This window comes from Rodentibacter haemolyticus (genome assembly GCF_015356115.1).
GTDB classification, from domain to species: domain Bacteria; phylum Pseudomonadota; class Gammaproteobacteria; order Enterobacterales; family Pasteurellaceae; genus Rodentibacter; species Rodentibacter haemolyticus.
The window spans coordinates 2,261,218-2,283,550 of record NZ_CP063056.1; the positions used below are offsets into that span (position 1 = coordinate 2,261,218).

Genomic DNA, 22,333 nt, shown 5'->3' on the forward strand with positions numbered 1-22,333 from the left:
CGGATTTATTAGATCGTTTAGACAAATATAATAAATTACGTAACCGCACTTTGATGATATAGAAAAAGTGCGGTTATTCTCGGTATATGTAGCATTTGCACAAATCACCGTAGGGTGGCGTTAGGCGAAGCCGTAACGCACCAATTGAGGGTTTAATGATAAAACGGTGCGTTACGCAAAGCTAACGCACCCTACCCCCGATAAATATTGGAGATAAAATTCTCTTTGTGCAACTGATGCATAATACCGGTTATTCTTGTTAGATTTTATTTTATTTGATTAATCAAAAATTGCGTCAATAAAGAAACCGGACGACCGGTTGCACCTTTATTTGCGCCTTGAAGCCAGGCGGTGCCTGCGATATCCAAATGCGCCCAACGATATTTTTTTGTGAAGTTAGACAAAAATGCGCCGGCGGTGCTTGCGCCTCCCCAACGTCCGCCGATATTGGCGAGATCTGCAAATGGAGATTTGAGCTGTTCTTGGTATTCTTCGCTCAATGGTAAACGCCATGCTTTGTCATTAGTTTGTTGTGCGGCATTGAGTAAATCATTTGCCAGATTTTCATCTTCGGAGATTAATCCGCTGTTATGTTGACCTAATGCCACGACACAAGCACCGGTTAAGGTGGCCACATCAATGACCAATTCCGGTTCGAAACGTTCTACATAGGTGAGGGCATCGCAAAGCACAAGGCGACCTTCGGCGTCTGTATTTAGCACTTCTACGGTTAAGCCGTTCATTGTGGTGAGAATATCGCCGGGGCGGTAGGCGTTGCCGTCCGGTAAGTTTTCACAGCCGGCAAGAACTGCGATGACGTTGAGCGGTAAATTTAATTCTGTAATGGCTTGCATTGTGCCGAATACGGAAGCTGCGCCGCCCATATCGTATTTCATTTCATCCATCTCGGCGGCAGGTTTTAAAGAGATGCCGCCTGCATCAAAGGTTAAACCTTTGCCGACAAGGACGATAGGTTTAGCGTTTTTATCGGGTGCATTGTTAAAGTGAAGAACAGACATATAAGCAGGGTTTGCGGAACCGCGAGAAACGGCTAAATAGGCGTTCATACCGAGTTCCGCCATTCTTTTTTCATCAATTACATCAAGTGAAAGTGCGGTTGATTTTTCCGCTAAATTTTTTGCTTGTTCCGCAAGATAAGCAGGGTTGCACACATTCGGCGGCATATTGGCGATATCACGTGCCGCTTTCACACCGGCGGCAATTGCTTGTGCATGAGTAATCGCAAGTTCTGCCTGTGTGCAATCGGTGTTGAATGTAATGCTTTTTAAATTTGGTGCTTCTGCTTTTTTAGATTTGAATTGATCGAATTGGTAATTGGTATGTTCGATAGTTTCAATGGCAAAACGTACATTCCAGTAGAGATCGCGATTTTTAAGTTCAATTTCTGTTAAATAGGAAACGGCTTCCTGTATATTTGCTTCTTTTAATGCCTTTAGGGTGTTTTGAATGAGTTGTTTATATTGGCGTTCTGTCAGTTCTCCCTTTTGTCCGCAGCCAACGATAAGTACACGTTTTGCTGCAATGCCGTTAAGATCGCGCAGTAAAAGGGTTTGCCCTAATTTACCGGTAAGTTCGCCTGATTTGATTAATTGATTCAGATAGCCCTGTGTGGCGTGGTCGATTTCACTGAAACTTTTTGAAAATTCGTTGTTCTCATACACACCGATTAAGATACATTCTACAGCTTGAGAAAGTGCGGTCGGTTTTGCTTGATATTTCATTTGATTTCCTTATTTTGTCTGTTTAATTTAGCGAAAATAAGGTATCATATGCGACCGGTTTTATCTAGGGTTATTGGGCGTTCATTCGCATTTTTTCCCGATTCACTATAATGATGAATAATAACGTAATAAGATGATTTTAACTCGATATTTAACAAAAGAAGTATTCAAAAGCCAAGTGGCGATTTTGTTCATTTTGCTGGTGATCTTTTTTTCTCAGCAACTTGTGCGTGTGTTGGGATCGGCGGCAAATGGTAAAGTACCGGCGGACTTAGTTTTTTCTTTGTTGGGTTTAGGTATGCCGGCGATGGCGCAGTTGATGTTGCCATTGTGCTTGTTTATTGCGATTTTACTTACTTTCGGGCGTTTATATGCGGAAAGTGAAATTACCGTAATGCGTGCTTGCGGTGTAGGGCAACGAATCTTAGTGCGGGTTGCGTTATTATTATCGTTATTCACCGCGGGGCTTGCCGCTTATAACGCCTTATGGCTTTCCCCTTGGGCGATTCAAAAGCAAAGCACGATTGTAGAAGAGGCTAAGGCAAATCCAACCATGGGAGCCCTTTCTTCCGGGCAGTTTATGTCCACCGGTAACAATGATTTTGTTTTGTTTATTGATCGTATCAAAGGCAGTCAAATTAATGATGTTTATTTATTCCAAACCACGCCTAAGGGACAATCCAAACCCTCTGTAGTGACGGCAGAAAACGGTGAATTGAAAGCATTGCCAAATGGTGATCAAGTATTGAATTTACAAAATGTACAGCGAGTTGAAGGCACGGCGGCATTGCCTGATTTACGTATTACACATTTTGATGACTACCAAGCCTATTTAGGTTATCAATCCACCGATAGTAAATCCGATGAAGCGGCAACACTTTCATCAGATAAATTGATGAAGCAAAATAGTCCGGCAGCCAAAGCCGAATTACAGTGGCGTATCTCTTTGGTTTTGGCCGTGCCATTGATGGCATTAATTGCCGTGCCGCTTAGTCGCGTCAATCCCCGTCAAGGTCGTTTTGCGAAAATTTTACCCGCATTGTTGCTTTATCTTATCTATTTCTTATTACAGAGTTCATTTAAATCCGCCGGTTCAGCCGGAAAATTAGATGCGGCGATTTTTATGCCAATCGTCAATATCGCCTTCTTATTGCTCGGTATTATTCTGAATGGGTGGGATAGTGCGCCGATGTATAAACTCCGTAGTTTTTTTAGCCGAAAAAGGTAAGCCAAATGATGATGAATACCTTAGACCGTTATATTGGTAAAAGCATTTTAGGGGCGATTTTTGCAACCTTATTAACGCTTGTCGGTTTATCGGCAATTATTAAATTTGTAGAGCAATTTAGAAGTGTAGGAAAAGGCTCTTATGATGTGTTACAAGCGGTTGCCTACACATTTTTAACGATGCCGAAAGATGTCGAAACTTTTTTCCCGATGGCTGCATTACTTGGGGCATTAATTGCGCTTGGCGGGCTTGCTAGCCGTAGTGAATTGGTGGTAATGCAATCTGCCGGATTTTCCCGTTTTAAAATCGGTTTGGCGGTAATGAAAACGGCATTACCGTTGGTTATTTTAACCATGGTTATTGGAGAGTGGGGAATTCCGCAAACAGAGCAATTTGCCAGAGATATGCGTACACGTGCAATTTCCGGCGGTTCAATGCTTTCCGTAAAAAACGGTGTTTGGGCAAAAGATGGTCAGAATTTTGTTTTTGTGCGCAGAGTTTCGGAAGAGGCGAAGCTGAATGACGTATATATTTACAGCTTTGATGACAATCGAAGTCTTATCGGTTTAAAACACGCCAACCAAGGAACTTATTTACCGGAAGAAGGTAAATGGGAGCTACGCCAAGTCAGTCATTCAGTTATCGGGCAAGAGCAAATTTCTAATACGAATCGATTATCCGAACGATGGGAAACGAATTTAACACCGGATAAATTGGGCGCGGTTTCATTGCGCCCGACATCACTGTCGGTTAGCGGATTGTATGAATATATCGCGTTTTTGAAAGAAACGGGACAAGATGCAAGACGTTTTGAACTCACTTTTTGGCGTAAAATTTTCCAACCGATTTCAGTTGGAGTGATGATGATGCTGGCACTTTCCTTTATTTTCGGGTCTTTACGAAGTGTTACCGCAGGGGCGAGGATCGTAACGGGAATTTGTTTCGGTTTCTTGTTTTATGTGGTGAACGAAATTTTCGGACAACTGAGCGTTGTTTATAATATGCCGGCAATGTTTGGCGCATTGATACCAAGTTTATTATTTATTGCCATTATTTGGTGGTTACTGAGCAGAAAGCGGGATTGATTCCATCTGTCGCACAACAATCTAATATTTATTTGGTAGGGGGGAGAAATTTGCTTGCCCACCGAAAATATCGAGGTTGAAACGGTGGGCAAAAAATTTGCCCACCCTACGGTTTCTGATACAAATACCATTGATTTTCAATATATAAAAAGTGCGGTCAATTTTAAATGTGTTTTAAAACATCAAAGAAATTGACCGCACTTTTTTTAGATGATTAGCCCTCTTTAAATTCTTCCATCATTTTTTGCGCTTTTTTCACCATTTCTTCAGAGCCGACAAATAAGGGTACGCGTTCGTGTAACTCTTTCGGTTCTATGTCTAAAATTCTGCGATAGCCGTTAGTTGCCAAACCGCCGGCTTGTTCTGCTAAGAATGCGATTGGATTTCCTTCATAAAGTAAGCGCAATTTCCCTTCCGGATAAGTGGTTGCACTTGGATAAATATAGATCCCGCCTTTTAATAAATTACGGTGAAAATCAGCCACAAGGGAGCCGATGTAACGGGATACATAAGGGCGTTGTGTCGATTTATCTTCTTCCTGGCAGTATTTGATATATTTTTTCACACCCTGTGGAAATTTGAGGTATTGCCCTTCATTGATAGAATAAATACGACCGTTTTTCGGCATTTGCATATTTTCATGAGATAGGCAAAAAGTGCCAATGGACGGATCGTAAGTAAAACCATTCACGCCGTGCCCAGTGGTGTAAACTAACATCGTTGATGAACCGTACACAATATAGCCGGCAGCGACCTGTTTGTTTCCCGGCTGGAGAAAATCTTCTAAGGTTACCGGCGTGCCGATAGGAGATATACGGCGATAGATGGAGAAAATCGTTCCCACGGAAACATTTACATCAATATTGGACGAACCGTCAAGCGGATCTGTGAGAATTACATATTTTGCATTACGTCCCCGTTCGGTATCAAATGCGATGAAACTTTCTTCTTCCTCCGAGGCAAAACCTGCCACTTCTTCACGGGCCATCAATGCCGCTTTCATCGTGTTATGAGCAAAAAGATCCAGTTTCATTTGGCTTTCACCTTGTACGTTCTCTACACCGGATTGCCCTAAAATGTTTGTTAAGCCTGCTTTGTTTATATCACGGTGAATAATTTTCGCCAATAAACGAATGGATGACAAAATACCGCTCAATTCCCCCTTTGCATTAGGGTATTCCGCTTGGCGTTCTACAATAAATTCACTTAATGTTTTCATACTGTTCCTCTTGATTTTACACAGTTCGGTGGGAATTATATGCGATTTGAATTTTTCACAAAAAAGTCAATTTTTCAGAATGGGATCTTGATCACAAATTATTTTTTTCAAAAAACGATTGACAGATCGACGATTTTATAAAAAATGTCATCACAAGCCTTTTCTTTTCCCTTGTTAAGAGATTATTCTGTATTATGTATCAGTTGCGCAAAGAGAATTTTATATTCAATATTTATCGGGGTTGGGTAGGTTAGTTAGCTTCGCCTAATGCTCTTTACGATGTTTTGTGCAAGTGCTACATAATAGCGAGATTATTCACACTTGTTCTGAACGCTGAATTTTTAAATATCCGATTTTTTTCCTGTAACCATCTTGATAAGTGAATATCAACGATATCGACTAGGTGTTTGAGAAATGAAATGTCTTGTCCATTGTGGAAACGCTGCGTATCACGAGAGCGAAACAATAAAAGTGCGGTCGGTTTATGCGTATTTTTTGTTCCGAGTAGGCAGCAAGCAATGGAACCGATAGGAAATTCTTCCGCTAAAAACATTAAGGATTTTTCTTTATTGCTTAAATCTCCCAAATAAAACCGACGTAAGCCAAAGCGTTCTAACCGAATAATTTCAAAGGCTTTTCGGTCAATTCGGTAATGAGCAGGCAAATTATCGTCTTTTTCCCAGCTGTCGCTAAATAGCAGAATTTTAGCACCGTCCAATTCATAAGATTTTGCCCATTGATCCAATTTCTTTTCTGCCGAAAGAAAATCCTCCGTTTGAAAAAGTTTCTTTTGCAACGGCATTAAAGCGAAAAAAATATCGGCTTCTTGGATAGCAAGTTGATGAAGTTTTTCAAGCTGTGAAGTTAATGTGGTGATTTGTTTACGTTGTTGCGCCAATTGTGCTTCAACGAGCGATATTGAGCCCTTATGCGGATGGTATAGCGTTAATGTTTCTAATAAGTCGGGGTGTTGTGTGAAGAAATCGGGATGTGTTTTGAGATAAGTAATAATGTCTTGTGTATTCATGATGGTGTCGGGACTGTGGTTGTCGTTTACCACTAAATATTAGCAGGGCGTATATGATTATACGCCCTACAACTGCAAAATTATGCACCGAACGGATCGCGTAAAATCATGGTTTCAACACGATCAGGACCGGTAGAAAGAATATCTACAGGCACGCCGGTAACTTCTTCAATACGTTTGATATAGTTACGGCAGTTTTGTGGTAATTTATTGATATCAGTTACACGGAAAGTATTTTCTTTCCAGCCCGGTAAGGTTTCGTAAATAGGTTCTACGCCTTCCCAGTCTTTGGCTGCAAGCGGCGCATATTCCACAATTTCACCGTTTGGCATTTTGTATGCCACACAGATTTTGATTTCATCAAAGCCGTCTAATACGTCTAATTTTGTCATACAAAAGCCTGAGATTGAGTTAAGTTGGATTGCTCGGCGGATTGCCACCGCATCGAACCAACCGCAACGGCGCGCACGACCGGTTACTGCTCCAAACTCATTCCCTTTACGTGCAATTTCGGCACCGACATCATCAAATAATTCCGTTGTGAACGGACCACCACCTACGCGTGTGCAATAAGCTTTGATGATACCCAGTACATAATCAAGATTACGCGGGCCAAAACCTGCACCGGTTGCTACACCGCCGGCGGTAGTGTTTGAGCTGGTTACGTACGGATAAGTGCCGTGGTCGATATCTAACATCGTGCCTTGTGCACCTTCAAATAGAATGTTGTCACCATTTTTGCGTGCGGTATCAAGGATAGTGGTGATGTCTGCGACCATACCGGTAATAACATCGGCGACCGCCATGACATCTTCTAAAGTTTTTTGATAATCAACCGCATCTACTTTGTAATAGTTTACTAATTGGAAATTATAGTATTCAAGAATGTTTTTGAGTTTTTCAGCAAAGGTTTCTTTATCAAATAAATCCCCCACGCGTAAGCCACGGCGGGCAACTTTATCTTCATAAGCAGGTCCGATACCGCGACCTGTCGTACCGATTGCTTTTTTGCCGAGTGCGGCTTCACGTGCGTGATCCATTGCAACGTGATAAGGCAGAATTAACGGGCAAGCCTCGGAAATTAATAAACGCTCACGCACGTTGATACCACGGCTTTCCAATTCGCCCATTTCTTGCATTAATGCAGCAGGGGAGAGTACGACACCGTTACCGATCAGGCAGGTTACATTCGGGCGTAATATACCTGATGGAATCAAACGCAACACGGTTTTCTCACCGTTAATAATAAGCGTATGACCGGCGTTATGACCGCCTTGGTAACGCACTACATATTTCACGCGATCCGTTAATAAATCAACGATTTTGCCTTTACCTTCATCGCCCCACTGAGCGCCTAGGATAGCAACACTTTTTCCCATGATTTCACCTTTTTCAAATTGGTTGAAAGATTAAATGAATAGTCAAACTTTTTATTTTGACCCTGTTAAAACTTTATTTCTGCACCGGTTTGTTCGGAATGCTCGGCATTTTCGTATCTTCTGTTTTCAGACGTAACGGAGCGATTGCAGTGCATCAGTGTTGTTAGCATTTTGTCAATTATGATAAACGATTTGTGTTTTATTATTGTGGTATTTTATTTATGACAAATAGCAATACTTTAATGAAGAATGTATGTAAACCTAGCATCAATCACGGTTTGCTATGCTAAACTATTCCGGTTGTGCTTTCTAGTCTTTTCTTACGGTAATATAAGTTCAATCTAGTTATTATTCGGATGTTTTTGGGTTACGACGAAAGAAAATACTAAATAATCCGAATAAGAAACCGATTCCTGCTCCTATTATCGCCCAGCTTTTCCGTCCTTGCGGTTGCACCTCTTGAGGACTTTTTATGAAATGAAAGGCGGTAAATTGTTCATCAAGCGGGCTTACGGATTTCATCATATTTAATTTTTCTTGCCAATCTTGATTTCCTGCATTATTGCCATTGTTCAAGTTGAATTGTGCCGCCGTTTTCACTTGAGTAAATAAGTTTTTCCACTGAATAATGAGTTCATCATAAAGGTGTTTTTGAGTTAGCGCATTGGCATTATCTATCAAGGAAGAGAACAAAGTACCTAATTGATCCGCTTCATTTAATCTGAGGGTAATTTTTCCGCTTTTATTATTGATCGGTTGGAAATGCGTTTCTTCAATTAATTCATTTAATAGAGGCACTTTCTCCTTTGTGTCGCCATTTATTTTTTGTTGATAGTATGCAGAGTTTTCCCAAAAGTTTTTCAAGTTATCATAGGAAACCAGTTGCTCGGTAAAATTTTGATATACTTCATTGGGGATTTTTTCATCCGCTTTATCTTGACCTTTCATCAGATGATACATTGAAGATAAAGAATAGTAATTACCCAATTGAGATAAGGCTGGCTGGGTGATTTCAGCTTCCGTTTTCCATATCGGATTTATCCAATAACTGACGGCATACCCGATTCCTCCGCAAAGTGCGGTCGAAATCACGAATGTTTTTAGCTTTGATTTTTTGTGTAAAAGCGACATATGAATTTCCTATTTATTTTACATTACCGAATGAATGTAAAGTATAAACAACAATAAAATCGGAATCACTCTTGATTTACTCAAAAAATGATTCCGACTATTCGTCTTTAAGAGGATATTTTTTATTCAAATAATGATTTGTGTAGTAGGCGAACGACTTCATCTGCGTGTTCGCTTTGTACCAACATACAAATATTATTTGTGCTTGCGCCATAGCTGATCATACGAACGCTGTAAGGCTCAAGCGTATCAAAAATACGTTTTGCCACACCTGCCGCAATATGCAAGTCATTGCCGATAAGTGCAACTAAGGATAAACCTGTATCTACTTTCACCGTGCAATATTGTCTTAATTCTTCCAATAATTCATCGGAAAGTAATTCTGCACCGGATGTGGCAGAGCCGGTTTTATCTAAGGTTAATGCGATGCTTATTTCGGAAGTTGTGATGGTATCCACAGAGATTTTGTGTTTTGCCAAAATGCTGAATACGTTCGCTAGGAAACCTTGCGCATGTAGCATACTGAGGCTGGAAAGCGTTAATAAGGTTTGATTCCTACGTAGTGCGATGGCACGGAAAGTCGGGCGGGGTTGTGGATCCCGTGTTACCCATGTTCCGCCATCTTGCGGCGCTTTGCTTGAACCGACATAAACCGGAATATTGCTGCGAACAGCAGGAAGCAAGGTTGCAGGGTGGAGCACTTTTGCACCAAAGGTTGCCATTTCGGCGGCTTCGGCAAAACTCATTGTTTCAATGCGTTGTGCGGCGGGCACAACACGTGGATCGGTGGTGTAAATACCGGCAACATCCGTCCAAATTAAAACATCTTTTGCATTTAATACTTCGGCTAATAATGCGGCGGAATAATCACTTCCCCCTCTGCCTAATGTGGTTGTTTTACCACTCGGTTCACGACCGATAAAACCTTGTATGACCACCAATTCACCACGATCAATCAATGGTTTTAAAATGCTGTCGCTATTGGCTTGGGTTTGTTCATCATTCGGTACGGCTTTGCCGAAGTGGTCGTTGGTTGCTACAACAGTGCGAACGTCAATCCAAGTCGCACTTGCGTTTTGTTCACGCAGGATTTCAATAAAAATTTGGGTGGACATCATTTCACCGTGGCTTATTAATTCATCGGTTAAGGCAGGTGAAGTGGCAAGACTTGCGGCTTCGGAAAGGTATTCAATATTTTCAAGGTATTTTTCAATAATAGGGCGGACACGACCATCGTCTTTGAGTTCATTTAAGATATTTTCTTGAATTTGACGAATATCGCCGACGAGTTTTCTGCGTTTTTCCGCTTCCACGCCGCCGGCAAGTTCCACCAAAAGATTGGTGATTCCGGCAGAAGCGGAAAGTACCACGACACGTGTATTCGGATCTGCAATAACGATTTTTGCACAAGCTGTCATCGCAGCGTAGTTGGCAACGGAAGTTCCGCCGAATTTGGCAATGGATAAATGAGACATAGATAATTCCTTAATTAAATTGAAAATTTTAGATATTGTGTTTGCAAGGATTATAGAAATAGCGACTTCATAAAAGATTGTCAATTATAATTCCATAAAAAATGAATAAAAAAGTTGCACAAGTCAAAACTCAAATTAATTATCGGATAATTTGATAAATGCTACGGGTTATCCGGTAGCGGAAGCGGTTCCGGTTCACGAAGGAAATAAGGCTGGATACCTGCGATTAAATCAAATATCGCTTTAACGCGTGCGAACATTTCTCTCACTCTTGTCACCAAATACACTTCCGGTTGTTTTGCGGTAAAACAAACGGCATTAATATCATAATATTTGGCGATTAAGAGTGCGCGTTCGCAGTGAAATCGCTGGCTGATAATCGTATAGGACGGCACCTGAAAAACTTTACTCGCACGCAGCACGGAGTCTAAAGTACGAAAACCGGCAAAATCTTGGAAAAGTCGATCTTCAGGTATGCCCATTTTACGTAAATCTCTCAGCATCATGCGAGGTTCATTATATTGTAGCGTTCGATTATCACCGCTTAAAAGCAGATAACTGACCTTTTGATTATCGATAAGTGTTTTGGCTGCGGTAAGACGGTTGGTGTAGTAATCGTTGGTTTTGCCGGTCGCCACGTATTTTGATGTGCCAAGCACCACCGCATAGGGGCGGTAGGGGAGAGCGTCAATTTGTTCAAACACACGATCCCGAACATAAAAGCTGATGCTTTGATCGATGATGACACAAACTAAAAGTGTAAACATACCGGTACAAAACACTGTACGAATGATTTTTTTCAGGTGAAGACGATGCCAAAGAGAAAGTGCGGTCATTTTTTAAAGCGTTTTGAAATCGAATATGCTCGGTAACATAATGAAAAATAGCAATAAGTTCAAGCTGAATTTTGCATCTGTCATTATGTTTGAGTTGTTGAGTGTGATGAATTTTAGCCGTTTAGACGGCTAAAATTTCTTGACAAAGCAAATGCGCTGTTGATAATTGAGGCATTTCTTTGTTGTGTGTAATAGGTTTTCAATGGCTGTTCAACATGTGGTGCTTTTTCAAGATAACCCGCTTAAGCTTTCGCTTGGTGGCGAGCTTTCTCCGATTAATGTGGCTTACCAAACTTACGGAACATTGAATGCCGATAAAAATAATATCGTGTTAATCTGTCATGCGCTTACGGGAGATGCGGAGCCTTATTTTCCCGATGGAGAACAAAATGGTTGGTGGCAGCATTTTATGGGAGATGGATTGGCATTAGATACTTCCCGTTATTTTTTTATTTGCTCAAATGTATTGGGTGGCTGCAAAGGTACCACTGGCCCAGCTTCTATCGATCCTCAAAGCAATAAACCTTACGGTAGCCGATTTCCGATGATTACGGTACAGGATATTGTACACGTGCAAAAAGCCTTAATTGATTACCTTGGTATTACGCATTTAAAAGCGGTGATTGGCGGCTCTTTCGGTGGAATGCAAGCAACCCAATGGGGCATTGAATATCCTGATTTTGTGGATAATATCGTCAACCTTTGTTCTTCTCTTTTTTTCAGTGCGGAAGCGATTGGTTTCAATCACATTATGCGTCAAGCGATAATTAATGATCCGAATTTTAATGGTGGCGATTATTATGACGGTACGGCACCGGATCAGGGGTTATCTATCGCACGTATGTTAGGTATGTTGACTTACCGTACCGATTTGCAACTTGCCAAAGCTTTCGGACGCGCCACCAAAACCGAAGGTGATTTTTGGGGTGATTATTTCCAAGTGGAATCTTATCTTAGCTATCAAGGAAAAAAATTCCTCCAACGCTTTGATGCGAATAGTTATCTCCATTTATTACGAGCCTTAGATATGTATGATCCCGCTCTTGGTTATGATGATATAAAAACAGCCCTTTCTCGCATAAAAGCGCGTTATACATTGGTTTCCGTTACAACCGATCAACTTTTTAAATCTGTCGATTTACAAAAAAGCAAAGGACTTTTGGAACAAAGCAATGTGTCATTGGCTTTCTATGAATTTCCCTCAATTTATGGGCATGATGCGTTTTTGGTGGATTATGATGGATTTGACAAATGGATTCGGGAAGGATTGGCTGGGGAAAACTGAAAAGTGCGGTTGATTTCGACCGCACTTTTTCATCATAAGTAGCTTACAAATTCCTCAGTATTGCAGGTTCGATATTCACGCTCCGTTTTTTCTGCAGCAGTGCCAATCATCAATAAGGCGACTATTTTATCTTGTTTGCGGCAATTGAGGGCTTGGCGTAGTGCGTTGCCATTTACCCATTTTCCGGTGATCCAAACATTATCGAAACCTTGTGCATTGGCGGCAAGTTGAATGCCGTAGGTGGCACAACCGGCGGTGATTAATTGCTCCCATTCAGGGACTTTAGCAATATCAGGATTAATTTTTGCGATAACCGCAATCACCATTGGCGCGCGATGTGCTAAATTTTCCGCTTTTTTTAAGCGTTCTTCGCCAAGATTTAGTTCCGTTACCGCCTCTTTAAGCAAAACTTCCAATTTATCCAATCCCTCATTTTCAATTACAACAAAATGATAAGGCTGTAATTTTCCGTGATCCGGCGTTCGAAGCGCTGCTTGAAACATTTGTTCAAGTTGTGCTTTATTTGGTGCGGGTGCGGTGAGTTTTTTATTTGAATGACGTGTGGTTAAAAGTGTTAAAGTATCCATTTTTTTATCTTTTTTAATGAAAAGTGCGGTGGATTATAGCATAGTTTTTCACGAGGGTTTGTGTTACGCTAGGCGCAATTTTTCCAACCTCTCCAAATACTTATGAATGCTATTTTTCGTGTGATTAAATTCTGTTGGCGTACACTAAATTTTATTCGTGATTTAGTGATGAATTTTTTCTTTTTAACCTTTATTTTATTGCTGGTAGCGATTTTTAGTTTAACCGCAAATACGAAAAAAAGTGCGGTTAATTTATCAGCAGATAAAGGAGCGTTATTGCTTAATTTAGACGGTTATTTAGCTGATAATCGTGATAATGCGGGGTGGATGAAAACATTGCAGGAATTGACAGCCGATGATCGTACCTCAATGCAAATTTCAACCTTTGATGTGGTCTTTGCCATTAATATGGCGAAAGAAGACGAGCGTATTACCGGCTTAGTGCTGGATCTCAACCATTTTTCGGGAGGGGATTTACCGGCAATGGGTTATATCGGTAGAATGATTGAAGATTTTAAAGAATCTAAAAAACCGGTGATCGTGTATGCGAACAATTATTCTCAAGGACAGTATTTTTTAGCAAGTTTTGCCGATCAAATTTACTTAAATCCGATTGGTCAGGTTTCCATTCAAGGGCTGGCACAAGAGAATTTATACTACAAAGATTTGTTGGAAAAATTGGCGATTACCCCGCATATTTTCCGTGTCGGCACCTATAAATCCGCAGTAGAGCCGTTTTTACGTAATGATATGTCGCCGGAAGCAAAGGCAAATATGAATCAATGGCTAAACGGTATGTGGAAAAACTACCTGCAAACCGTGAGTGAAAATCGTGATATCTCTGCCGAAACCCTACTGCCAAGTGCAAAACAATATTTGGCCGAATTAAAGGCTTTGAGAGGCGATAGTACGGCTTATACGAAACAGCGTAAGCTCGTCACGGATCTTGTAACCGATTTAGAACTGGAACAAAAACTGATCGCACTTTTTGGTAAGAATTCTGAAGGTAAGGCAAATATGGTGGAATTTTCCGCTTATTTGTCAAATTTTGAGGATCGTGTCGGTTTTTCATTGGCGGAGAATAAAATTGCCGTGGTGAATGTGGAAGGGGCGATCATTGATGGTGAAAGTACGGAAGGCGAAGTCGGAGGAGACAGTGTTGTACGCTCACTGCGTAAAGCCTATGACGATGACAGAGTGAAAGCCGTTATATTACGTGTAAATTCACCGGGTGGGAGTGCTTTTGCTTCGGAGTTGATCCGTCAGGAAGTGGATAATCTTCAGAAAGCAGGTAAGCCGGTTGTGGTCTCTATGGGGGTGATGGCGGCTTCAGGCGGTTATTGGATTTCCGCCACTTCCGATTATATTATTGCCGATAAAAATACGATTACGGGATCCATTGGCATTTTCGCTATGCTACCGACTTTTGAAAACACCCTAAAAAAAATCGGTGTAAATGCAGACGGTGTGGCAACCACAGAACTTGCGGAAACCTCCGTATTTAGCCCGCTTTCTAAAAATATTCAGGATATTTATCAGTTAGAAATTGAATATGGCTATAACAAATTTTTAGATTTAGTCGGTCGTGGTCGTCAAATGTCAAAGGAGACGGTGGATAAGATTGCACAAGGAAAGGTGTGGCTTGGTGCGGATGCCTTCAAACATAATTTAGTTGATGAATTAGGGGATTTCGATCGTGCGGTGGAAAAAGCCGCAGAGTTGGTTAACCTTCATCGAGAAACGGTTATCGAAGGATTTTCTGTTGAATGGGTGGCTGAAGAAGACAGCGATATGTTGAGTAAATTGTTTCGTGATTTTAAACGTAGCGGACAGCAACTTATAGCATCTTGGTTTGATTTACCAAAACCGATCCAACAACTCAAACATCATTTAAATCAACTCAACAAATTCAATGATCCGAAAGGACAGTATTTATATTGTTTAAACTGTGGGTTAGTGAAGTAATGACGAAATTAAACAAAAGCCGCTTTATTGGTTAAAGCGGCTTAGACGATAAGCCTTTAGGACGATAGAGGCTTGTCAGCAGTCTAAAAGTGCGGTTGGTTTTAACCGTACTTTTTTGTTTGCTTATAATACGGCTAATGCAGCATCATAATTCGGTTCACTTTTAATTTCAGAAACCAATTCACTGTGTAGTACATTGTTGTTTTCATCTAACACGATCACGGAACGTGCGGTTAAACCGGCAATTGGCCCTGTCACAATATTTACGCCGAGATTTTCATGTGATTCTTTATGGCGGAATGTAGAAAGCGTTTGTACGTTTTCAATGCCTTCCGCACCACAGAAACGTGCTTGAGCGAAAGGCAAATCGGCTGAAACACACAATACTACGGTGTTTTTCAAGTTTGCCGCACGTTGATTAAACACCCGAACGGACATTGCGCAAATGCCGGTATCAATACTTGGGAAAATATTTAACACTTTGCGTTTTCCGGCAAAGGTGTCTAAACCGATATCCGTTAAATCTTTGTCGGTTAAAATCAGATTTTCAATTTTGTCGCCTTTTTGCGGAAAATCGCCTTTTACTTCGATGGGATTGCCCATCATGGTTACGGTTGTCATAAAAGCTCCTATTTTGCTTATGTTAAATTCAACACTTTAGAAAGTGCGGTAAAAAATGTGTCGTTTTCTTGAGGTAAGCCGATACTGATACGTAAATGATTAGGCATACCGTAGCCTGCGATAGGTCGAACGATTACCCCTTCACACAATAGTGCATTATAAATCGGTTCGGCAGGTTGTTTAAAATTAATAGTAATAAAATTGCCTTTAGAGGGAATGTATTCCAACTGATGTTTTTGACAGAATACTTCATAACGCGCCATTTCCGTGCGGTTATTTTCCGCTACTTTTGTGATAAAAGTCTCGTCATTCATTACCGCAATGGCAGAGGCAAGCGCGAGGCTGTTGCAATTAAAGGGTTGGCGAACCCGATTCAATAAATCGGCAATTTCGGGGTTGGATACGGCATAGCCTATACGTAAACCGGCCAAACCATAGGCTTTAGAAAGTGATCGGGAAACAATGAGGTTTTGGTATTTTTTCAATAAGCCAAAAGAATCCACACGTTCCGAAGGCAAGGTAAATTCCGTATAGGCCTCATCTAATACTACAATAACGTTTTCCGGTACTTTGGCTAAAAAGGTGTCAATTTCTTGTTCCGTTAAGAAATTACCCGTTGGGTTATTCGGATTAGCAATAAAAATTAACTTTGTTTTATCGGAAAGTGCGGTCAAAAATGCGTTTAAATTATGTCCCCAATTTTTCGCCGGAATTTCTTTTGCTACCGCATTAATCGCTTTGGTGACTAAGGGATAAACAATGAAAGCATATTGTGAATAAATGATTTCATCCCTTTCACTTGCAAAGGTATGGGCAAATAATTCAAGCAGATCATTTGAGCCGTTACCCAAAGTGATTTGATTGGGCTGTAGATCAAATTTTTTCGCGATGGTTTGCTTGAGTTCAAAACCATTGGCATCAGGGTAGCGGGTTAGGCTATCCAGTTGTTTTTGTATCGCTTGTTTGGCACTTTCCGGAAAACCGAAGGGATTTTCGTTAGAGGCGAGTTTGACGATATTAGAAATGCCCAATTCGCGTTCAAGCTCTTCAATGGGTTTGCCCGCTTGATAAGGGGAAAGGGATTTTACGCCTTGGTTGGCAATGTCGATATACTGCATAATTTTTTTATATTGAATTGGTGAGAGGGGCATTACGCCCCAAAAGGTATTGAAATCATTATAAGGTTAATATGTCTTGATTTGATGATTTCGGTTTTTACGGTGATTAAGATAAATTCTCCGCTTCAAATTTTTTCATAAATTCGATTAAGGCCTCCACGCCCTCTAAAGGCATTGCATTGTAGATTGAGGCGCGCATTCCGCCAAGTACCTTATGTCCTTTTAATGCTTGTAAACCCGCAGCGGTAGATTCCGCCACAAATTTCGCATCTAATTCGGGTTGACCTGTTACAAAGGTGATGTTCATCATTGAACGGTTTTCTTTGGCGACCACGTTGCGATAAAGTTTGCTGGAATCAATATAATCATAGAGTGTTTGAGCTTTTAAGGCGTTACGTTTTGCGATGGTATCCACTCCGCCGATAGCCTTGATGTGCTTAAAAACAAGCGAGCACAAATACCAAGCAAAAGTCGGAGGAGTATTAATCATTGAATCCGCATCACGTTGCACCGCATAATTCCAAATAGACGGGGTTTCTTTGCGGGCGTTGCCGATTAAATCATTACGGATAATCACAAGCGTGATACCGGCCGGGCCAAGATTTTTTTGCGCACCTGCATAAATCACCCCAAATTTATTAATGTCGATTCGGCGGGAGAGAATATTGGAAGACATATCCGCCACCAGTACCGCTTCACCCACATTTGGCACGTCAAAGATTTCTACACCGCTGATTGTTTCGTTAGGGCAGTAATGAACGTAATCATACTGATCCGCAATATCACTGAAATCTAAACGGGTAATTTTGGTGTCATCGCTATTTTCTACAATAGTAATTTCGTCAATTTCTGCGAAATTACGCGCTTCTTTTGCCGCCGTTGCAGACCAATGTCCGCTATTTAAATAAAGGGCTTTGCCTTTTTTACCGATTAAGTTCATCGGTAAGGCAGCAAATTGACCGCGTGCACCACCTTGTAAGAACAGCACGCTGTAGTTGTCCGGAATATTATAGATTTCGCGCAGATCTTTTTCTGCCTCAGTGATGAGCTCCATAAAGTATTTACCGCGGTGGCTTACTTCCATCACCGACACACCTTGATCCAACCAATTGGTAAGTTCACTTTGGGCTTTATGCAATACTTCGGGGAAAATCATTGCCGGGCCGGCACTAAAATTGAAGACTTTTGACATTGTGTTTCCTTGTTTTTAGAAAGAATAATATGGTACGTTTTATCACTAGAAAAGTGTAGAATCAACGGTTTTTAGTAAAATAGAGACTTTTTTTGATATATACCATAAAATTTAAATTTAAGGTTTTGACGAATAAGACAAAAAAAGTTACATTACAGCCACTATTTTGGCTATTGAGAGAACAATTATGGAAACAGTAAACAAACAATCGTTTCAAGAAGTATTGGAGTACGTCCGTATGTATCGTTTAAAAAACAAGTTAAAGCGCGATATTGAAGACATTAATCGTAAAATTCGTGATAACCAGAAACGTGTATTATTGCTTGATAATTTGAATCAATATATTCGTGATGATATGGATATTGAAGATGTGCGTGCGATTATTGAAAGTATGCGTGATGACTATGAGGCACGGGTTGACGATTACACGATCCGTAGCGCCGAGCTTTCTACACAACGCCGTGAGACCAGCGCAAAAATGAAAGAACAGAAGAAGGCTCATGCAGACTTATTGAAAAAATCTAATAAAATTACAGCATAAAAATTTAGATGTAATAGACAAAATGGTTGCTAATAATAAATATTTAAATTATTAGCAACCTTTTCTATTTAAAAATCATTTATATTTATAAACACAATCTTACGCCGTTTTATTAATTCATTATGGTTAATTAGTCCATCCTTAAATTCACTAAATAACCCTTATAAGCCTATTTTTTACGGTCAAAACCTCGACATCAAAGGCGAGGCGGAGAAATTACTTTACACCCCACCCACTGAAGCGGAAGAGCGGCTTGAAGCCCTTGTGGTACGTCGCCGCCAACTTGTCGATATGCGGGCTGCGAAGTTGAATCGCTTATGGCAGAGCCACGAAACACAGCAGAAAAATATCTCACGACATATTGAGATATTGGATAAAATGATTGCCGAACTCGACAGTATATTGGCGATAATACCCGACATTTTAAGGATAAAGCCGAACTTATCTCCGATATCAAAGGCGTAGGCAAAAACTGCATCACCGTCTTGATGTGCCGATTGCCCGAGCTTGGAAAGCTATCCTCAAAACGCCTTATCTTGTCTCGTTCATGGGTGTTATTCCTCACCCGAGAGAAAGCGGGCAACAGTTCGCAATGCCTTATATATGGCTGAGCTATCCGCTGTACGGCACGAACCCGTGTTTAAAACCTTTTACAACCGATTGGTTGAACGGAGCAAAGCCAAAAAGTTGGCATTAACGGTTTGTATGCGTAAGTTGCTGACGCATTATGAATGCGTTGGTTAAACGTAATGAAAATGGGATGTATCTTACCATTTATTTATCCGCTGTTAAGGTGGGTTAAACAAGGTCTGATTTTTTTATGTTAGACACAGTTGCTACCCTAAGAAATCTCGGAGATAAAATTCCCTTTGTGCAAGTGATATGTAATACCGAAATTTTGTTGAAATTTGACCGCTCTTTTCAGCTTCAGTTATTGGGGAATAGTTAGATATGCTGATGTTAATTACCTACGGTATTTCATTTGATGAGCCGGAAGGACAAAAACGCCTACGCTAAATCGCCAAACATTGTTTAGATTATGGTGTGCGAGCGCAATATTCAGTGTCTGAGTGTGATGGGGTAAACTAAAAATAAATTATTGGCAACTTATAACCCGGATTGCGGCAGTTTACGCTTCTACCATTTAGGAGTAAATGGCGTACCAAAGTGGAACACCACGGCGTAAAACCTTCGGTAGATATTTTTAAAGATATCCTGATTTTATAAATCGCTAACTGATGGTTCTCACTAAAAGGTGGGCGGGTTAGCGAATAGAAATAGTTCTTTAACAATCAAGCCATTAGAAAATATAAAGTATAGCGTATCAGCGATATGATATACTTTTTCCACTCACTACAAAATGTTAGCGAATAAAAGGAAATAAAGCCTAATATTTCAATACGTTATCTAGTAGGGAGCAGCCACTTTCACGTGGCTGTGAGTTGAAACCAAACCAAGTAGAAACAGCAAATGCACTAGCAACAGCAGCCACTTTCATGTGGCTGTGAGTTGAAACCCTAAACTGAAAGCCGTCATTGGACTTGAAAGTGCGCAGCCACCTTCACGTGGTTGTGAGTTGAAACATAGTAATCCAGATGAAACGTACAAGTTGGAAAACGCAGCTAGCTTTTGAAAGCGAATGCCAATAAAAGACATCGGTTATTTCACTGCTTCGGTTTTCGAAAGTTTACGCCGTCGAGATATCATCGGCGTATTTGGTTATCATCGTGTGAGTACGTTGTTGTAAGGTATCAATCATAAATGAGGGCAACGATTGATAGGATAAATGGGGTTGTGAAATCCCCCGGAAATGAGAGAAAATACTGCGCTTACCGTGCTAAGGTTTACAATATCGCCCCAAATCACTTACAACGGGATTTCATCGCTGACCAACCGAATGAAAAATGACCTACCGACATCACGGAAATGAAAGTCAAGGACGGTAGTAAGTGCTATGTTTCGCTGATATTAGACTGTTTAAGTTCGGATATCATTAAAATTAAAGGGGTGAGCCCGGTACAATATCAAGTTCAAACCCTTTGTTAAACTGCCTAACTTTTTGGGATCAGATCATTTCCGTTACTTTTTATTTTTCATATTTGAGAAAATATTTGCCAAGATCGGGCCGGAAACGTTATGCCAGAAACTGAATAAAGCGCTTGGTACGGCGGCGATCGGATTGAAGTGTGCCGCTGCAAGGGCTGCTCCTAAACCGGAGTTTTGCATACCTACTTCAATTGCGATGGCTTTGCTGTCGGCCGTATTGAGTTTGAATAATCTAGCGGCAAGGAAACCGATAAAATAACCAAGGCAATTATGTAACACCACTACGCTAAAAATGAGCAAACCGGATTCCACGATTTTATCTTTGCTTACTGCCACAACGGCCGCCAGAATTAACACGATAGATACAACGGAAATCAAAGGAGTGATCCGGCTTGCCTGTGCAATGACATTTTTAAATAGCGTTCTCGCAATTAAACCTAAGAAAATTGGGAAAAGCACCATTTTTAGCACCGACATAAACATCGCAGAGGCATTTATATCCAGCCATTGGCTTGCTAATAAGTAGAAAATCGCAGGTGTTAAAAGTGGTGAAAGTAAGGTTGAAATTGTAGTACATGCCACGGAAAGGGCAGTATTCCCTTTTGCGAGATAGGTCATTACGTTTGAAGATGTACCGCCAGGGCAAGAACCCACTAAAATCACACCGATGGCGAGAGCAGAAGGTAAATTAAACGCTTTTGCTAAAAAGAATGAGATAGCCGGCATAATTATAAATTGGCCTGCCACACCGATAAATACGGCTTTCGGATGTTTTGCCACTTCACCGAAATCGCTGAAAGTGAGCGTAATGCCCATCCCAAACATGACTAAGCCGAGTAAGTAAGGAATGTAGGGCGCGAAGATTTTAAATTCTGCCGGGAATAAAAAAGCGAGTACGGCGAAAACAATTGCCCATAATGCAAAGGTTTTACTGACAAATTGAGTGAATTTAAGTAGTGATTGCATAAGTTTTCCTTGTCGTGATCAAGTAAAAAGTGCGGTCGATTTTAACGCTGTTTTCATTATCATATCGTTGGGAACCATAAATCAGTCATCATTCGTGTTAAGCCACGAATTTTCATCAAGCAGTCTGCCGAAATGGCTTTCCACTAACCGTTTGGTGATGGTTGTTTGAGGATTGCAAAAAAGCGCTTGTGGTGTGCCGTATTCAACCATTTTCCCTTCATCCATCACGAGTACGTGGTCAGCCATATGTTTTATCAAGCCGAGATCTTGTCCGACATAAATATAGGCCACGCCTAGGCGTTGTTGTAAATCTAAGGAAAGATTGAGTAGTTGTACCCGTACGGAGCTATCCAACGAACCTAATGCATCATCAACGATAATAATTTCAGGTTCGAGAATAAAGGCACGCGCCAGTGCGATCCGTTGTTTTTGGCTAACGGAAAGATTTTTGATTTTTAGATTTGTGTAATCGGGATAAAGTCCCACCATGGCCAGTGTTTCAAAAATTTTTTGATTTCGTTTTTCTTCATTCCAATCTGTCGTTAGGCGCAAAGGTGCATCTAATGCTTGCCCGATATTTTGACGGGGATTGAAGGCGGAATTGACATCTTGGAATACCATACGAATATGTTGGGCACGGTAATGGGTATCTTCAAAATTTAGCGTTGCTCCGTTAAATTTCATTTCACCGGATGTGGGCTTTATCATACCCGCAATCATTTTTACTAACGTTGATTTTCCTGAACCGTTTTTCCCGATAATGGCGAGCGTTTGTTTTTGCCCAAGGTTGAAACTTATATTTTTTACGGCATAAAACTTACTTGAGCCAAACCAACGGGCAGGACCATCAAAGGTTTTACAAAGATTCGTCACTTGCAATAACGACATAG

18 protein-coding genes and 1 pseudogene are annotated in these 22,333 nt (G+C 40.8%); 6 read left to right on the plus strand and 13 right to left on the minus strand.

What is annotated here, in order from left to right; all coding sequences use genetic code 11:
- Nucleotides 1-266: 266 nt before the first annotated feature.
- Entirely contained in the window at nt 267-1,742 is a 1,476-nt protein-coding gene (locus IHV77_RS10810; protein WP_194811958.1) for a leucyl aminopeptidase, read from the minus strand.
- A gap of 133 nt (nt 1,743-1,875) precedes the next feature.
- Between IHV77_RS10810 and lptF the strand changes: the two genes are divergently transcribed.
- Entirely contained in the window at nt 1,876-2,970 is a 1,095-nt protein-coding gene (gene lptF / locus IHV77_RS10815) for an LPS export ABC transporter permease LptF (protein ID WP_194811959.1), read from the plus strand.
- Nucleotides 2,971-2,978: 8 nt separating this feature from the next.
- Complete coding sequence (lptG, locus tag IHV77_RS10820) at nt 2,979-4,055, plus strand: LPS export ABC transporter permease LptG (protein WP_194813283.1); 1,077 nt, start codon at nt 2,979-2,981, stop codon at nt 4,053-4,055.
- 214 nt (nt 4,056-4,269) lie between these two features.
- On the opposite strand, the gene fbp is transcribed toward lptG, so the two are convergent.
- The 6 genes from fbp to IHV77_RS10850 all read right to left on the minus strand — a co-directional run bounded on the left by fbp (nt 4,270) and on the right by IHV77_RS10850 (nt 11,122).
- A complete protein-coding gene (gene fbp / locus IHV77_RS10825) occupies nt 4,270-5,274 on the minus strand; it encodes a class 1 fructose-bisphosphatase (RefSeq protein WP_194811960.1) in 1,005 nt (334 codons plus the stop codon).
- A gap of 295 nt (nt 5,275-5,569) precedes the next feature.
- Nucleotides 5,570-6,301, minus strand: a complete 732-nt coding sequence (locus IHV77_RS10830; RefSeq protein WP_194811961.1) for a DUF484 family protein — start codon at nt 6,299-6,301, stop codon at nt 5,570-5,572.
- Nucleotides 6,302-6,381: 80 nt separating this feature from the next.
- Entirely contained in the window at nt 6,382-7,680 is a 1,299-nt protein-coding gene (purA, locus tag IHV77_RS10835) for an adenylosuccinate synthase (protein WP_194811962.1), read from the minus strand.
- 348 nt (nt 7,681-8,028) lie between these two features.
- Nucleotides 8,029-8,811, minus strand: coding sequence for a hypothetical protein (locus IHV77_RS10840; RefSeq protein WP_194811963.1), 783 nt, complete (start codon nt 8,809-8,811; stop codon nt 8,029-8,031).
- Nucleotides 8,812-8,933: 122 nt separating this feature from the next.
- A complete protein-coding gene (gene lysC, locus IHV77_RS10845; protein ID WP_194811964.1) occupies nt 8,934-10,286 on the minus strand; it encodes a lysine-sensitive aspartokinase 3 in 1,353 nt (450 codons plus the stop codon).
- A gap of 161 nt (nt 10,287-10,447) precedes the next feature.
- The gene (locus tag IHV77_RS10850) at nt 10,448-11,122 is read right to left on the minus strand and encodes a SanA/YdcF family protein (RefSeq protein WP_194811965.1); all 675 of its coding nucleotides are present in this window, start codon (nt 11,120-11,122) and stop codon (nt 10,448-10,450) included.
- A gap of 202 nt (nt 11,123-11,324) precedes the next feature.
- On the opposite strand from IHV77_RS10850, the gene metX reads away from it, so the two are divergent.
- Nucleotides 11,325-12,407: a homoserine O-acetyltransferase MetX gene (gene metX, locus IHV77_RS10855; RefSeq protein ID WP_194811966.1), complete on the plus strand. Its 1,083-nt coding sequence runs from the start codon at nt 11,325-11,327 to the stop codon at nt 12,405-12,407.
- Between the two features lie 32 nt (nt 12,408-12,439).
- Here the strand turns inward: metX and IHV77_RS10860 are convergent, their stop codons facing one another.
- Nucleotides 12,440-12,994, minus strand: coding sequence for an NAD(P)H nitroreductase (locus IHV77_RS10860; protein ID WP_194811967.1), 555 nt, complete (start codon nt 12,992-12,994; stop codon nt 12,440-12,442).
- Nucleotides 12,995-13,105: 111 nt separating this feature from the next.
- Here IHV77_RS10860 and sppA point away from each other — a divergent pair, with 111 nt between their 5' ends.
- Nucleotides 13,106-14,959, plus strand: coding sequence for a signal peptide peptidase SppA (sppA, locus tag IHV77_RS10865; RefSeq protein ID WP_194813284.1), 1,854 nt, complete (start codon nt 13,106-13,108; stop codon nt 14,957-14,959).
- 123 nt (nt 14,960-15,082) lie between these two features.
- Here sppA and tpx read toward each other — a convergent pair whose 3' ends face one another.
- The 3 genes from tpx to serC all read right to left on the minus strand — a co-directional run bounded on the left by tpx (nt 15,083) and on the right by serC (nt 17,890).
- Nucleotides 15,083-15,580, minus strand: a complete 498-nt coding sequence (gene tpx / locus IHV77_RS10870) for a thiol peroxidase (RefSeq protein WP_194811968.1) — start codon at nt 15,578-15,580, stop codon at nt 15,083-15,085.
- A 17-nt stretch (nt 15,581-15,597) separates the two neighbouring features.
- Nucleotides 15,598-16,698, minus strand: a complete 1,101-nt coding sequence (gene hisC / locus IHV77_RS10875; protein ID WP_194811969.1) for a histidinol-phosphate transaminase — start codon at nt 16,696-16,698, stop codon at nt 15,598-15,600.
- Between the two features lie 106 nt (nt 16,699-16,804).
- Entirely contained in the window at nt 16,805-17,890 is a 1,086-nt protein-coding gene (gene serC / locus IHV77_RS10880) for a 3-phosphoserine/phosphohydroxythreonine transaminase (RefSeq protein WP_194811970.1), read from the minus strand.
- A gap of 187 nt (nt 17,891-18,077) precedes the next feature.
- Here serC and IHV77_RS10885 point away from each other — a divergent pair, with 187 nt between their 5' ends.
- Nucleotides 18,078-18,431, plus strand: coding sequence for a DUF496 family protein (locus IHV77_RS10885; protein WP_194811971.1), 354 nt, complete (start codon nt 18,078-18,080; stop codon nt 18,429-18,431).
- A 1,017-nt stretch (nt 18,432-19,448) separates the two neighbouring features.
- Nucleotides 19,449-19,658 (plus strand): annotated as a pseudogene (locus tag IHV77_RS10890) (CRISPR-associated endonuclease Cas2).
- Nucleotides 19,659-20,510: 852 nt separating this feature from the next.
- Here the strand turns inward: IHV77_RS10890 and IHV77_RS10895 are convergent.
- Together IHV77_RS10895 and IHV77_RS10900 are read right to left on the minus strand one after the other, a co-directional pair.
- Nucleotides 20,511-21,443: a bile acid:sodium symporter family protein gene (locus IHV77_RS10895; RefSeq protein WP_194811972.1), complete on the minus strand. Its 933-nt coding sequence runs from the start codon at nt 21,441-21,443 to the stop codon at nt 20,511-20,513.
- Between the two features lie 81 nt (nt 21,444-21,524).
- Nucleotides 21,525-22,331, minus strand: a complete 807-nt coding sequence (locus tag IHV77_RS10900; protein ID WP_194811973.1) for a peptide ABC transporter ATP-binding protein — start codon at nt 22,329-22,331, stop codon at nt 21,525-21,527.
- Nucleotides 22,332-22,333: the final 2 nt, after the last annotated feature.

Excerpts from the sequence above, each read along its gene's own strand:
- IHV77_RS10895 (WP_194811972.1), bottom strand. The coding sequence starts at position 21,443 with ATGCAATCACTACTTAAATTCACTCAATTTGTCAGTAAAACCTTTGCA.
- lptG (WP_194813283.1), top strand. The coding sequence starts at position 2,979 with ATGATGAATACCTTAGACCGTTATATTGGTAAAAGCATTTTAGGGGCG.
- lptF (WP_194811959.1), top strand. The coding sequence starts at position 1,876 with ATGATTTTAACTCGATATTTAACAAAAGAAGTATTCAAAAGCCAAGTG.
- tpx (WP_194811968.1), bottom strand. The coding sequence starts at position 15,580 with ATGACAACCGTAACCATGATGGGCAATCCCATCGAAGTAAAAGGCGAT.
- fbp (WP_194811960.1), bottom strand. The coding sequence starts at position 5,274 with ATGAAAACATTAAGTGAATTTATTGTAGAACGCCAAGCGGAATACCCT.
- IHV77_RS10900 (WP_194811973.1), bottom strand. The coding sequence starts at position 22,331 with ATGTCGTTATTGCAAGTGACGAATCTTTGTAAAACCTTTGATGGTCCT.
- IHV77_RS10830 (WP_194811961.1), bottom strand. The coding sequence starts at position 6,301 with ATGAATACACAAGACATTATTACTTATCTCAAAACACATCCCGATTTC.
- metX (WP_194811966.1), top strand. The coding sequence starts at position 11,325 with ATGGCTGTTCAACATGTGGTGCTTTTTCAAGATAACCCGCTTAAGCTT.
- IHV77_RS10860 (WP_194811967.1), bottom strand. The coding sequence starts at position 12,994 with ATGGATACTTTAACACTTTTAACCACACGTCATTCAAATAAAAAACTC.
- IHV77_RS10840 (WP_194811963.1), bottom strand. The coding sequence starts at position 8,811 with ATGTCGCTTTTACACAAAAAATCAAAGCTAAAAACATTCGTGATTTCG.
- IHV77_RS10885 (WP_194811971.1), top strand. The coding sequence starts at position 18,078 with ATGGAAACAGTAAACAAACAATCGTTTCAAGAAGTATTGGAGTACGTC.
- IHV77_RS10850 (WP_194811965.1), bottom strand. The coding sequence starts at position 11,122 with ATGACCGCACTTTCTCTTTGGCATCGTCTTCACCTGAAAAAAATCATT.
- IHV77_RS10810 (WP_194811958.1), bottom strand. The coding sequence starts at position 1,742 with ATGAAATATCAAGCAAAACCGACCGCACTTTCTCAAGCTGTAGAATGT.
- hisC (WP_194811969.1), bottom strand. The coding sequence starts at position 16,698 with ATGCAGTATATCGACATTGCCAACCAAGGCGTAAAATCCCTTTCCCCT.
- lysC (WP_194811964.1), bottom strand. The coding sequence starts at position 10,286 with ATGTCTCATTTATCCATTGCCAAATTCGGCGGAACTTCCGTTGCCAAC.
- serC (WP_194811970.1), bottom strand. The coding sequence starts at position 17,890 with ATGTCAAAAGTCTTCAATTTTAGTGCCGGCCCGGCAATGATTTTCCCC.
- purA (WP_194811962.1), bottom strand. The coding sequence starts at position 7,680 with ATGGGAAAAAGTGTTGCTATCCTAGGCGCTCAGTGGGGCGATGAAGGT.